The following is a 12,520-nucleotide window of genomic DNA, read 5'->3' on the forward strand; positions in this document are numbered from 1 at the left end:
TCATGTGTTCATTTGCGCGTGAAGGCGACGGCCGCGACGATGATGATGCCCTTGATGACGAGTTGCAGCGACGAGCTCACGCCGAGCAGCACGAGCCCGTTGTTCAGCGTGCCGATGATGAGACTGCCCAGCAGCGTGCCGAGAATGAAGCCGCGTCCGCCGAACAGACTGCATCCGCCGAGCGTGACCGAGGCGATCACGTCCAGCTCCATGCCCTGCACCACATCCGGCCGCGCGGCATGCGAACGCGCCGACAGCACGAGCGCGGCAAGCCCTGCCAGCGCGCCCGTCAGCACGAAGGCGAGCGTGGTCACGCGGCGGATGTTGATGCCCGAGTACAGCGCGGCCGTCGGATTGCCGCCCGCTGCATAGATACGCCGTCCGAACACGCTGTAATGCAGCAGCAACACGCCGCCGATGACCGCGAGCAAGGTCCAGAGGATCGGCACCGGGACGCCCAAGATCGAGCCTTCGCCGAAGATGGAAATGAAGGTGTCGTTGGTGATGATTTCGGGGCGCGTCGTGGTGACCATCAGCGCGAGGCCGCGCGCCGCCGAGAGCGAGCCGAGCGTCACGAGGAACGACGGAATGTTGAGGCGCGTCGTCACCAGTCCGTTGATGGCGCCGACGATCGCCCCGGTGCCGATGCCGGCGATGGCGCCGATGATCCAGCTGTCGCCGACATGCGACATCGCCAGCGCGGCCGCCATGCCGGACAGCGCGAGCGACGAGCCCACCGAGAGATCGATCTGCCGCGCGATGATGACGAAGGTCATGCCGATCGCGATGATCGACACCAGCGCGGTCTGCCGGCCGATGTTGAGGAAGTTGTCGATCGACAGGAACCACGGCGAGGCGAAGCTGAACACCACGAGCAGCACGGCGAACGCGATGTACAGCATGTAGGGCCGGTCACCCTGCACGAGCGCGCGCGCGATGCGCCACGCGCGCGAATGGCGCGATGCGGCCTGTTCTCCGGCGGGCAGCGGCGTGGGCGAGACGGAATCGTTCATGTTGCAGGCTCTTCGTGAGTGCGCAAGGTCTGGATGAGGTGATGCAGTTCTTCGGCGTGGCGCAGCGCTCCGCGTTCGATGGTCTGCCGGATCGAACCTTCCACGACGATCGACACGCGGTCGCACAGCCGCAGCAGTTCGTCGAGATCCGACGACACCACCACGACGCCGGTGCCCGCGCGCGCCGCGTCGCGCACGACGCCGTAGATCTCCTCGCGCGCGCCGACATCGACGCCCACGGTCGGTTCATCGAGCAGCAGCACCTGCGGACGCGGATGATTCCACTTCGCGAACACCACCTTCTGCTGATTGCCGCCGGAGAGAAATTTCACGCGCGTCGCGGCATCGGGTGCTTTCACGGAGAGCTGCTTCATCGCGCTCAGGGCCTGCTGTGCCGCAGCCTGCGCGCGCAGCCAGCCGCCGCGCGAAAAATGCGGCAGGCGCGGCAAGGTCAGGTTGCGTTCGATCGAATGATCCAGCACGAGTCCCTGCACATGGCGATCTTCCGGCACGAGCGCGATGCCGCGCGCGATGGCATCGGCGGGACGGTGGGCGGCGAGCGGCTGGCCGTCGAGTTCGACGCGGCCGTCCTGAACCGGCAGCAGGCCGAAGATGGTTTGCAGGATCTCGGTGCGGCCACTGCCGATCAAGCCCGCCAGACCATGCACCTCGCCCTTGTGGACCGTCAGGTTGACATCGCGCAGACGGGCGTTGCTGACGTGCGAAAGCGTCAGCACCGGCGGGCTCGCTGCCGGCGCGGCGCGGGGCGGCGTCTGCGTCGGCGCGATGCCGGATGCCGTCTCCTGGCGCGCTTGCATCGCGGCATGACGCGGGCCGACGATCGCCGCGACGAGTTGCTTCATGTCAGTCTCGGCGGTGACGAAATGGCCGGCGTTCGCGCCGTCGCGGAAGATGGTCACGCGCTGCGAAATGCGGAACACCTCGTTCAGCCGATGCGTCACGTAGATCACGCCGACGCCGCGTGCGGTCACGGTGCGGATGGCGTCGAACAGAATCTGTTCCTCGCCGCCGGTGAGCGCGGAGGTGGGTTCGTCGAGGATCAGCACGCGCACGTCGCCCATCAGCGCCTTGCAGATTTCCGTCATCTGCCGGTAGGCGAACGGCAGGGAATCCACGGGGGCGCGGGGATCCAAAGGAATGTGGTGTTCGCGGAGGAAGGCGCTGACTTGCGCCATCAATTCGCGCTGCCGGACGAGTCCGAAGCGGGTGCGCGGCTCGCGGCCCAGCATGAGATTGGCGCCGACCGAAAGCGATTCGACCAGGCTCAGATCCTGATACACCACGGCCACGCCTGCTTCGCGCGATTTGGCCGGGGAATCGAAGGCGACCTTCTGCCCGGCGATTTCGATCGAGCCTTCGTCGTAGCTATGGACGCCGCTCAGGATCTTGATGAGCGTGGACTTGCCCGCGCCGTTTTCGCCGAGCAGCGCGTGCACTTCGCCCGGCAGCACTTCCAGATTCACGCCGCGCAGCGCCTGAACGCCGCCGAATTTCTTGGTGACGCCGGCAACGCGGATCAAGGGCGCACGGGCCGATGAAGCGGCCGCGACCGCAACCGGCTCACTCATCTGTTGTCTCCTTCGCCGCGCGGGCGAATTCTTATGATTCGCGTCGTCATGCGCGAGTTGGGATGTGATCTTCGCATCACATATTTGGTGCGTCAATCACATTCAACCCCTATCCAGACGGGTGTATACGAGATGATTCCAACAATTGCACGTTGATTTGTGATGATCCTATCGCTTTCGCATCGCGGCACGCTGGCGTAAGCCAATCGAGGCACTATTCTTTTTGATCTATCTGGGGGAAGGCCGGGATATGCAATCCGATAGCGGAAATGTTTTCAGCGTGCCAACGCAGCGCAGCGCGGAAGAACAGGTCGATGCACTCACGACGGGACCCGGCGTCACCGTCGAACGAATCGTGTCGATGGGTCATGCCAGCCCGGAAGGCTTCTGGTACGACGACCCGCGCGCCGAATGGGTAGTGCTGTTGTCAGGCGAGGCCGTGCTCGACTTCGAAGCCGATGCGAGCCGTCGCCACCTGCGGCCCGGCGATTACGTCTTGATCGAGCCGCATTGCCGGCATCGCGTGGCATGGACGCATGAGTCGGAGCCCAGCGTCTGGCTCGCGGTGTATCACGAGCGCTGATTTGCGGCTCGGCGTGACCCTCGCGTAGGCTTGCGTCCGAAATTGATGCTTAAAAAACTTCCAGCAGACATTTCTTCTCGGGCAGAATTACATCCATCTTCGGCGAAGACCGAAAAAATGACTGAGAGAGCCGTCATCACGATGACGGCGATGTGATTGCCTTTCGAGGAGGCGCCATGTCTGCAACAAGCAAGAGCGCATCGTACAACGTGACCGTGCGCAAGGATGGCAGTGGTGCGTGGAGCATCGCCATGCCTCACGCGGAACGTCCGGACGACGTCTTCGTCACGTTCGTCAAGGATCAGGAAGAAGGCACGTGGCTGGCCGAGCAAATGCGGCCCGGCTTCGACATCGTGCTGGAAGTGGCGACCTGAATCCGTTTCATCAGGCCAGCGTGCCGGAATCGCCGGAAGCTGGCATTTCATACTTCGCGCGCGGGCGCAGCAAAAACGCCTGCGTGCGCTGCTCCATCACATGCGCGACCCATCCGGCCGTGCGACTCACGATCCAGATGGCGGTTGCCGAGCCGTCAGGCAAGCCGAGCGCCCGAGCCAAGGTCACGAGACCCAGCGCAACGCCAGGCTGCGCGTCCAGTTCGTGCCGCATGCGTTCGAGAAAAGCCAGCGTCAGCCGGGTCCTTTCGCGTGCCGCCGGTGCGCATCCGTCGCGGGCCGCGACTTCTGCGGCCGCCTGCAGCATCAGGTCCGCGCGGGGATCGCCGCCGGCATACAGCGGATGATTGAAGCCGAACAGGCTCGCCCCATACTCGCGCACGCGATCCGCGCGCGACTCCAGCGCCGACAACGGTTCGCACAACAGCAGCGTCTCGACCTTCTCGGTGCCGGTGCCGGTCGAAAAGCCAATATGCGAGCCGATGGCCGCCGCGACGCAACTGAAGATATCCGCATTCGTCGATGCCGCCACACGCGCGGAGAACGTGGCAGGCGCCAGTTCGTTGTCCGCGAGCACGACGAGCGCCGTGCCAAGCGCGCGCAACGTCTCGGGCGTCACCGCCGCGCCCGCCGCGCGCAGGATCTGCCCGGCGATGCTCTCATCGGCTGCACGCGGACAGAACACGCGCTCCGGCCCAAGGAAGCCGACGCAGCCCGCCATGCTCTGCAGCATGAGCCGCGCGGCCTGCACCGCGCCGCCATCGGTAATCTCGCGCGTGCCGCGTCCCTGCATGCCCAACGCGAAGGGCACCATGCCCAGCAACGCGCCGATATCGCCGCTCGCCACCCCGCCTTCATGCACCGACAGCACGCGCAGCACGTCGGGCGGCGTCTCCATGGGCGACCAGACCGCGAGTCCGCTTTGCCATACGCCGGTCATCAGCAGATGAACAACGGATTCGAACGCTGCCCCTGAACTCGCCAGATCCACGGCCAGACGATTGCGATAGCGCGGCCCGTGCGGCGTGACTTGCGTGATGGCCGAATGCAGCACCGGATCGCCCAGACGCAGCGTGGATTCCGCCACCGCGCCGCTGGGTGCGCGGCCGCGTTTGCGCGCGGCGAGCCGTTCGATGTCGCGCCGCAGATATAGCCGCTTGCGTCCGTCTTCGTGAGGCGTTGCGCGCACCAGTCCGCGGCTGACATAGGCATAGAGCGTCGCGGCCTTGATGTTCAGCCGCGCCAATGCTTCTTCGCAACTCAACACGTCGTTCCAGTTTCCGTCACTCATCTTTGTCACTCTTCAGACAGCATCGAACTTCTTTATATTGATTTTAAAACTCAATATTGATAGCTATAAAGGCTATCAGTAAAGTGAACTCCGGAACACCACAAAGGCCGTCGCGAACCATCCGGTCCGAACGACAGGCCACCGATATCCGGAGACACCGCATGACCCTGGACACCACGCCGGCTCAGCGCAATCGGGTTGACCTGCGCGAGACGCTGCAGGCCGCGCCGCTCGGCGCGTATCACTTTCGCCTCGCCATACTGCTCGCGCTGATCCTCTGGTACGACGGCTTCGATCTCTACAACGCGTCGTACATCGTTCATGACGTCGCGCCGGCCTGGCATCTGTCGCCGAGCCAGATCGGCCTGTTGCTGTCATGCGGGCTCGGCGGCTTTGCAATCGGCTCGGCGGTCTCGGGACTGTTCGGCGACCGCTTCGGACGGCGTCGGGTGATCCTGCCGGGCGTGTGGGTATCGAGCGCGATGAGCCTCGCCATCGCCCTCTTCGCGCACGACCTGTCCTCGTTCGTCGTGCTGCGATTCATCATGGGCCTCGCGCTCGGGCTGCTGATGCCGATGTGCGTGACCTACATCAACGAGATCGCGCCGAAGCGTTCGAACAACGTCTTCACCATCGGCTTCTTTTCGCTCGGCTGGATTGGCGGCGCGACCTGCTCGGGCTTCATCGCCGCGTGGCTGATGCCGCGCTTCGGCTGGCAAAGCATGTACTTCACCGGCGCGCTGGCGATGGCCCTCGCGGTCGTGCTGCAATTCGTGCTGCCGGAGTCCATTGCGTTCCTCGCCAGCCGCAACCGCATGGACGAGGTGCGCACGCAACTGACGCGCTTCTGGCCGGCGCGCGCGGCGGACTTTCGCACGGCCGAAGTCGTCGTGCCCGCGCCGACGGTGAAGGCCGGCTCGTTCCGCGCGCTGTTCGCTGTGCGCTTTCGTCGTCAGACGCTGTGCTTCTGGGCCATGGGCGCGCTCTCGCTGTTCTCGTCGTATGGACTCTCGGGCTGGCTGCCCACCATCCTGCTCAAGCGCGGCGAGAACCTCTCGCATAGCTTCGCGTATGGTTCGCTGCTCGTGTTCGCATCGGCGTTCGGCAGCCTGCTCTCAGGGTTCGTCGCCGACCGCACCGGCAACCGGCGTCTCACCATGTCCATTGCGTGGCTGCTCGGCGCGAGCGCCATCGGCATGCTTGCATTGCTGGAGAACGTGCAGGTCTTCTGGATCATCGTGATCGCAGGGATGTTCGTGATCGGCACGCAGACCGTGCTCAACAATCTCGTCGCCGTCAGCTATCCCACCGAGATTCGCAGCACGGGCGTCGGCGTGTTCTTCGGCATCGCGCGCTTCGGCGCCATGTGCGGCCCGGCCATTTCCGGCGTGCTGCAACAGGCAACCGGCGGTCCTGGCGCGATGTTCTCCGTGCTCGCGGCGTCGCTGGTCACGGCGGCCGTGCTGGTCTTTCTCGTCGAGCGGCCGGAACGCCTGCCCGATGCCACCGCCTTCGGACACTGACATGCCCAGGCTCACGCTATCGCTTGCCGTCAATGACTACGATCACGTGCGCGACCTGCTCGACGCGCGCGTGCGTGCCGAGGGCATCGACCTGATTCCCACGGTGCTGCCGGTCGAGGAGATCTTCTATCGCACGACGCATTTCCAGGAGTGGGACGTGTCGGAGATGTCGCTCGGCAAGTACGCCTCGCTGCGCTCGCAGGGCGATGACCGGCTGATCGGACTGCCGGTGTTTCCGTCGCGCGTGTTTCGGCTCTCGTCGCTGTATGTGGGGCGCGGGAGCGGTATCGAGCGGCCGGGCGATCTGCGTGGCAAGCGCATCGGCGTGCCGGAGTGGGCGCAGACGGCGTCGGTGTATTCGCGCGGCTGGCTGGCGCACGATCAGCACGTGCCGCTCGATGAAGTGGAATGGATTCAGGCCGGTGTGAATCAGGCGGGACGCCGTGAGAAGGTCGAGGTGCGCGTGCCCGAGGGCGTGCGGTATCGGCCGGTGCCCGAGCGTTCATTGACGGCGATGCTGCTCGCAGGCGACATCGACGCCATCCTGAGCGCGCGTCCGCCCGCGCCGCCGCCTGGCCGCGGCGATGAGATCGTGCGCATGTTCGAACCGTTCGAGCCGGTGGAGCGCGCGTATTTCAGCGCGACCGGCATCTTTCCGATCATGCATCTGATCGTGCTGCGGCGTGAGGTGTTCGAGCGGCATCGATGGATTGCCGGCAATCTGCTCAAGGCTTTCACGCAGGCGAAGGAGAACAGTCTCCAGCGGCTTGCGGACATCACCTGCTCGCATTTTCCGTTGCCATGGATGAACGCGCGCGCCGACGAAGCCCGTGCGCTGTTCGGTGGCGATCCCTGGCCTTATGGCGTGGAGCCGAACCGCATCACGCTCGATGCCTTCCTGCGCTATGCGCACGAACAGGGCGTGTGCCATCGACGGCTGGCGCCTGAAGATCTGTTTCCCATCGAGATGTCGGCCGCGGTGCGCGTCTGACTTTTCTCTTTACTCGCAGAGTTTTGACCATGACGCAGAACACGACCTACACCGCCGCTCCCGTCACGCACGACGCGCTCGACATGCCGCGCCTGCTCGACGACCTCGCCGCCGCCAATCACATCCTCGCGCAGCATGAAGTGCTCGATGGCTTTGGTCACGTCAGCGTGCGCGATCCGCGCGATCCGCTGCGGTTCCTGATCGCGCAGTCCATGGCGCCGGAGCTCGTGCAGCCCGAAGACATCCTCACGCTCGACTTCGACTGCGAGCCCGTCGACGGCGACACGCGCAAGCGTTATCTGGAGACCTGGATTCACGCCGAGATCTATCGCGCAAGGCCGGACGTGCAGGCGGTGGTGCACAGCCATTCGCCTTCGGTGATCCCGTTCGCGGCTTCGTCGGTGCGGCTGCGGCCCATCTATCACATGGCGGGTTTTCTCGCGACGGGGTCGCCGGTGTTCGATATTCGCCATTGCTTCGGCTGCACCGACATGCTCGTGCGCAACGGCGCGCAGGGACGTGCGCTGGCGGAGACGCTGGGGGCATCGGACGTGGCGTTGATGCGCGGGCATGGCTTCGTGGCGACGGGGCCTTCGTTGCCGGCCGCGGTGTATCGCGCGATTTATACGGAGCTGAATGCGGGCATGCAGCAGAAGGCCATCGCATTGGGTGGGGAAGTGACGTACCTCGATGAAGGCGAAGGCCGCGCCAGCACGGAGACGAATCTCGGCGTGATGGAACGGCCCTGGACCTTGTGGAAACGGCAGGTGGAAGGGCAGCGATAGGCATCGGGATAGGGGCTGTTAACCATATGGGCAATAAAGTCGCGTTGTAGCGGGAATGACTCGGGATATGCATCGGCGATAGGATTTGGCCTTTTGGATCCTCTGCCCTACCCATGCGCTTTTTCGATTCGACTGCCTCACATCCCCTCCTCCGCTCATTCGCTGCCGCCTTCGCCAGTTCAATGCTCGCCTGCACCGCCCACGCCGCCAGCTTCAGCGTGACCAGTCCCGCATTCGAAGACGGCGGCACCATCGCCGCGCGCTACGCCGGTCCCGGCGTGTGCGGCGGTGAGAACGTCAGCCTGCCCGTCGCCTGGCACGATCTGCCGCCCGCCACACGCAGCGTCGTGGTCACGCTTACGGACCCGAACGGGCCGAAAGGCATTGGCGTGACGCACTGGATCGCCTATAACCTTGCGCCGGAAGCGTCGAAGCTGGACGCGGGCGCCGCTATTTCCGCGCCGGCGTCGGTAGGTTTGAACATGACGAAGGCCGCTGCGTATCGCGGTCCTTGTCCGCCTGTGGGAGATACGCCGCATCACTATCTGCTGACTGTCACCGCAACGGATCTTGCGCCCGGCGTGCTACCCGCCGGGTTGGACTATGCGGCGCTGCAAGCGCGGCTCGCGGGGCATACGCTCACCGGGTCCACGGTCATTGGACGGTATGGTCGATGAGTCATGGAAATATGCAATGAGGTCATGAACACCACCTTATAGCGATCCACAGCGGGTTGTGCAGCATCATGGGACACCCGACCGCTCACATCTTCTCCTTCACTCCAAGACGGATCAGCCACCAGTTCACCGGGTAACTGGTGGCAAATCCGGCCAGCATCGCGATCTGCATCGCCAGCCAGAATTCCGGACTGGCCACACTGGCAACCCCGCCGTACACGCGCCTGAACCAGAGAAACTGGATGACGGCCATCATTCCGTACATGCCAAGCTGCCATGCCGTAATCGACGCAATGTCAGCCTTGACCGCAGCGCGCAGCGCCTGGAGCGGCGACAGCTCGCGCATCGGCTTGATGCTGCTGTACTGAAACTGGATGCCCAACAGGAAAGCGACGAGGAAATCCGGAATCCAGACGGCGAAGGTCTTTTCCGCAAAGAAGCCGTGCCACCCGAACCAGACAGCGATTGCCGGAAACATGAAGGCAGCCCACTCCACAACGATATCGGCGAGCGCACAACCGGCGCCACAGTGGCTCGTCCCCTTCAATACCGCCGCGGCGAAAGGTGGGTCAACGTTCGCAACGTTGCTATCTGGAACATTGCGGCCCCAGAGGAAATAGGCGCCAAGCCATAACACCGAGCCGAACAGCGCCGTGAGGGGCCACACAGCATTCATCACCCCCATCTTTTGCGGATGACGGACCTCGTCGATGACGATGATCGCGGCGCAGACGAGCGCCAGCACAATCGATGCTGTTGACACAACGTGCAACCAGGACGGAAAGGTTCCGTAGGTCATTGCCAAACTCCTCTCCGTTGATGAGTTCAGCCACCTGGCCTTTCGGCGGCGCTGCTGGTCAGGCGCAAGGCCGTGTCGACCAGCGCCAGATGTGAAAGCGCCTGTGGAAAGTTGCCGGAGAGATGGCGGCCAGGCACGTTGTACTCTTCTGCCAGCAATCCGAGGTCGTTGCGCACCGCCAACACGCGCTCGAACTGCGCGAGGGCTTCGTCGCGACGTCCCTGCATGCTCATGCAGTCGGCGAGCCAGCACGAACAGGCGAGAAAGCTGCCTTCCGCAGGCGCATCGACAGGCGCCTTGAGCCGGCGGATCAAACCGCCTTCGGAAAGCTCCCGCTCGACGCGCGCAATCGTACTGGCCATTCTGGGTTCCGTCGCGGCAATGAACCCGACCGCGGGCAGCCGCAACAGACTCGCATCGATTGCCTGACCACCATAGCTCTGCACGAATGAACCGAGACCGTCGCTCCAGCCTTCACACAACACTTCCTGTCTGACCGTGTCTCGCAACGCGACAAGGCGTGCACGAGTCATCGCGTCAAGCGTGGCGGCATCGGCGAGCGTGGCAATGAAGCTGTTCAACGCCGCCCACACCATCACCTTCGAATACGTGTATTGGCGCGGCGTCCCGCGCGATTCCCAGATGCCCGACCCTCCGCTCTGCCAGACCTGTTCCAGATGCAGGACGATGCGCGTCGCGACTTCGGCTTCGCGCTGCGAAGGCGGAATGCCACCACGCCGCGCGAGCGCAAGGCATTGGATAACCTCGCCAAGCGCATCGATCTGATGTTGAGTTGACGCCGCATTGCCGACCCGCACCGGCTTTGCGCTCCGGTAGCCCGGCAATGACCCGATGACGCGTTCCTCGACGTGCCGCGAACCATCCACGCGATACATGATCCGTACATGCTCGGGCGACCCGGCAATCGCGCGCAGCAGCCAGTCGCGCCAGCCGAGCGCTTCCTCGTGAAAGCCTGCTCGAAGCAGTGCCCCGAGCGCGAAACTCGCATCCCGCAACCAGCAGTAGCGATAGTCCCAGTTCATTTCTCCGCCAGGCACTTCGGGAAGCGACGTGGTGGGCGCCGCGATCAGCCCGCCGCTCGGGCCGTGGCATAGCGCCTTGAGCGTCAGAAGCGAACGACGTGTCGCTTGCGGCCAGGCCGTGCTGCTGTCGTCGAAGTGGCCGATCCAGCGGCGCCAGAACCGCAAGGTTGCGCTGAGCGCCCCTTCGGCGTCGATCGGTTCGGGCGGCGGCAAGTGCGAGGGTCCGTAGCTCATCACAAATGCGAGCCGCTCGCCGGCGCTGATGTCGAATTGCGCTTCGATGGCATCGTCGCGAATGGTTTGCTGCATCGGCGCGCGCACCGCGATGAGATCAGGTCCGACACGCGCGACGACACCGCCCGCCTCGCTGCTTAGCCACGGTGGCACGAGGCCATAGTCGAAGCGCAGCCGCAGCGTCGATCGCATCGGGACAGTGCCGCGCAGTCCGACCACGATCCGCACGAGCGACGGAAACCGCTTGCGCAAGGGCATGAAGTCGATGATGCGGACGGCGCCATCTTGCGTCTCGAAGTCCGTTTCGAGCACGAGCGTGTCGTCACAATAGCGGCGCTTGAGTTCACCTGGCTCGGCGACCGGCATGATCGACCAGTTCCCGTGTTCACTCCTGCCGAGCAACGCAGCGAAGCATGCATCATCGTCGAAGCGTGGCCAGCACAGCCAGTCGATCGAGGCATCGCGGCTCACGAGGGCGGCGCTCTGCCCATCCCCGATCAGGCCATAGTCTTCAAGTGGGCGACTCATGTCTGGATTCTTTCCGCGCGTCGTACGAATCGGATCAGGCGCGCAGCTTTCGCATCAACAGCGCCGCGCCCGTCAGCAGTCCGACGCCGGCGGCTGCCCAGAACGCGTTGCGATGCCGGTCGGTGAACATTTCCCAACTGGCTTCGCGCGACTGCGCGTCGAAGCGCCCATGCGCACCATAGTCGCCCGATACGGGTTCGAACAGGTTCGACGGCGCGTCGGCGGGGGCTGCTTCCTCGGTCAGCTGTCCGCTGTAGCCGGCGCGCGCCAGATAGCGGTCGATCAGGCTGGGCGCAATGCGGTTAGCGAGAATCGCCTTGACCGTCGGAAAGCCGACCCAAACCTGACGTCGCCGATGCGTTGCAGCAAAGAAAATTGCTCGCGCGGCCACCTCGGGCTGAAAGATGGGCGCGACAGGCCGGGCCTTTCTGCCGGTCTTGTTCAACGCCCAATCGAACTGCGGTGTGTTGACGGCGGGCAGGTCGACCATCGTGAGATGAATGTCCAGACCGTCGTGGATGATCTCCGACCGTAATGAGTCGGTAAAGCCGCGAATGGCGAACTTGGCGCCGCAATACACCGATTGCAGGGGAACCGAACGGTAGGCGAGCGCCGAGCCGACATTGACTATCGTGCCGCGGTTGCGGGTTCGCATTCGCCTGAGCGCGGCCATCATTCCATAGACCTGCCCGAGATAGGTGACCTGCGTGCCGCGCTCCACCTCGGCGGCCGTGAGGGCCGACACCGGCGAGAACACGGTCGCCATTGCCACGTTGACCCATACGTCGACAGGTCCGAGCTGTTCTTCGACCGCATCGGCGGCGGCATGAACCTGCTCCGCCGACGCAACATCGGTGACGCGCGCGACCGCACGTACGCCATAGCGCGCGGCGATGTCGCGCGCCGCACGTTCGAGCCGTTCGCCGTCGCGTGCAAGCAGAGCGACGTCGTAACCGCGCCGTGCGAATTCTTCGGCAGTGGCGCGACCGACGCCCGCGCTCGCTCCGGTGATGACGGCAATATCTGGCATGGCAAGGCTCCGCTGGCATATGTCCCGGACAACGGACGCAAG

At 64.4% G+C, this 12,520-nt stretch carries 12 protein-coding genes; 6 read left to right on the forward strand and 6 right to left on the reverse strand.

Going from position 1 to position 12,520, the window contains the following annotated elements; all coding sequences use genetic code 11:
• Nucleotides 1-8 precede the first annotated feature (8 nt).
• Together QCE62_RS20430 and QCE62_RS20435 are read right to left on the reverse strand one after the other, a co-directional pair.
• Nucleotides 9-1,013 carry an ABC transporter permease gene (locus tag QCE62_RS20430; protein ID WP_309922411.1) on the reverse strand — a complete coding sequence of 335 codons (1,005 nt, stop codon included), beginning with the start codon at nucleotides 1,011-1,013 and terminating at the stop codon, nucleotides 9-11.
• Entirely contained in the window at nucleotides 1,010-2,602 is a 1,593-nt protein-coding gene (locus QCE62_RS20435) for a sugar ABC transporter ATP-binding protein (RefSeq protein ID WP_309922415.1), read from the reverse strand. Before QCE62_RS20435 ends, QCE62_RS20430 begins: the two co-directional genes overlap by 4 nt.
• A 250-nt stretch (nucleotides 2,603-2,852) precedes the next feature.
• Between QCE62_RS20435 and QCE62_RS20440 the strand changes: the two genes are divergently transcribed.
• Nucleotides 2,853-3,185, forward strand: a complete 333-nt coding sequence (locus QCE62_RS20440; RefSeq protein WP_309922417.1) for a cupin domain-containing protein — start codon at nucleotides 2,853-2,855, stop codon at nucleotides 3,183-3,185.
• A 176-nt stretch (nucleotides 3,186-3,361) separates the two neighbouring features.
• Nucleotides 3,362-3,559, forward strand: a complete 198-nt coding sequence (locus QCE62_RS20445) for a hypothetical protein (protein ID WP_309922419.1) — start codon at nucleotides 3,362-3,364, stop codon at nucleotides 3,557-3,559.
• A 10-nt stretch (nucleotides 3,560-3,569) separates the two neighbouring features.
• Here the strand turns inward: QCE62_RS20445 and QCE62_RS20450 are convergent, their stop codons facing one another.
• Nucleotides 3,570-4,868 carry a citrate synthase gene (locus tag QCE62_RS20450; protein WP_309922422.1) on the reverse strand — a complete coding sequence of 433 codons (1,299 nt, stop codon included), beginning with the start codon at nucleotides 4,866-4,868 and terminating at the stop codon, nucleotides 3,570-3,572.
• A gap of 161 nt (nucleotides 4,869-5,029) precedes the next feature.
• Here QCE62_RS20450 and QCE62_RS20455 point away from each other — a divergent pair, with 161 nt between their 5' ends.
• The 4 genes from QCE62_RS20455 to QCE62_RS20470 all read left to right on the forward strand — a co-directional run bounded on the left by QCE62_RS20455 (nucleotide 5,030) and on the right by QCE62_RS20470 (nucleotide 8,844).
• On the forward strand, nucleotides 5,030-6,391 hold the full coding sequence (locus QCE62_RS20455; RefSeq protein ID WP_309922425.1) for an MFS transporter: 1,362 nt from the start codon (nucleotides 5,030-5,032) through the stop codon (nucleotides 6,389-6,391).
• Nucleotide 6,392: 1 nt separating this feature from the next.
• Nucleotides 6,393-7,382, forward strand: coding sequence for a 4,5-dihydroxyphthalate decarboxylase (locus tag QCE62_RS20460; RefSeq protein ID WP_309922428.1), 990 nt, complete (start codon nucleotides 6,393-6,395; stop codon nucleotides 7,380-7,382).
• A gap of 29 nt (nucleotides 7,383-7,411) precedes the next feature.
• Complete coding sequence (locus QCE62_RS20465) at nucleotides 7,412-8,167, forward strand: class II aldolase/adducin family protein (protein WP_309922434.1); 756 nt, start codon at nucleotides 7,412-7,414, stop codon at nucleotides 8,165-8,167.
• Nucleotides 8,168-8,385: 218 nt separating this feature from the next.
• On the forward strand, nucleotides 8,386-8,844 hold the full coding sequence (locus tag QCE62_RS20470) for a YbhB/YbcL family Raf kinase inhibitor-like protein (protein ID WP_309922436.1): 459 nt from the start codon (nucleotides 8,386-8,388) through the stop codon (nucleotides 8,842-8,844).
• Nucleotides 8,845-8,929: 85 nt separating this feature from the next.
• On the opposite strand, the gene QCE62_RS20475 is transcribed toward QCE62_RS20470, so the two are convergent.
• Genes QCE62_RS20475 through QCE62_RS20485 form a run of 3 tightly spaced genes read right to left on the reverse strand, consistent with a single transcriptional unit; the run spans nucleotide 8,930 to nucleotide 12,478 of the window.
• On the reverse strand, nucleotides 8,930-9,643 hold the full coding sequence (locus QCE62_RS20475) for a DUF4396 domain-containing protein (protein WP_309922439.1): 714 nt from the start codon (nucleotides 9,641-9,643) through the stop codon (nucleotides 8,930-8,932).
• Nucleotides 9,644-9,669: 26 nt separating this feature from the next.
• Nucleotides 9,670-11,448, reverse strand: a complete 1,779-nt coding sequence (locus QCE62_RS20480; protein WP_309922442.1) for a glycoside hydrolase family 15 protein — start codon at nucleotides 11,446-11,448, stop codon at nucleotides 9,670-9,672.
• Nucleotides 11,449-11,482: 34 nt separating this feature from the next.
• Nucleotides 11,483-12,478, reverse strand: a complete 996-nt coding sequence (locus QCE62_RS20485; RefSeq protein WP_309922445.1) for an SDR family oxidoreductase — start codon at nucleotides 12,476-12,478, stop codon at nucleotides 11,483-11,485.
• Nucleotides 12,479-12,520: the final 42 nt, after the last annotated feature.

Origin of the sequence: Caballeronia sp. LZ033 (assembly GCF_031451265.1) — a bacterium.
Lineage (GTDB): Bacteria > Pseudomonadota > Gammaproteobacteria > Burkholderiales > Burkholderiaceae > Caballeronia.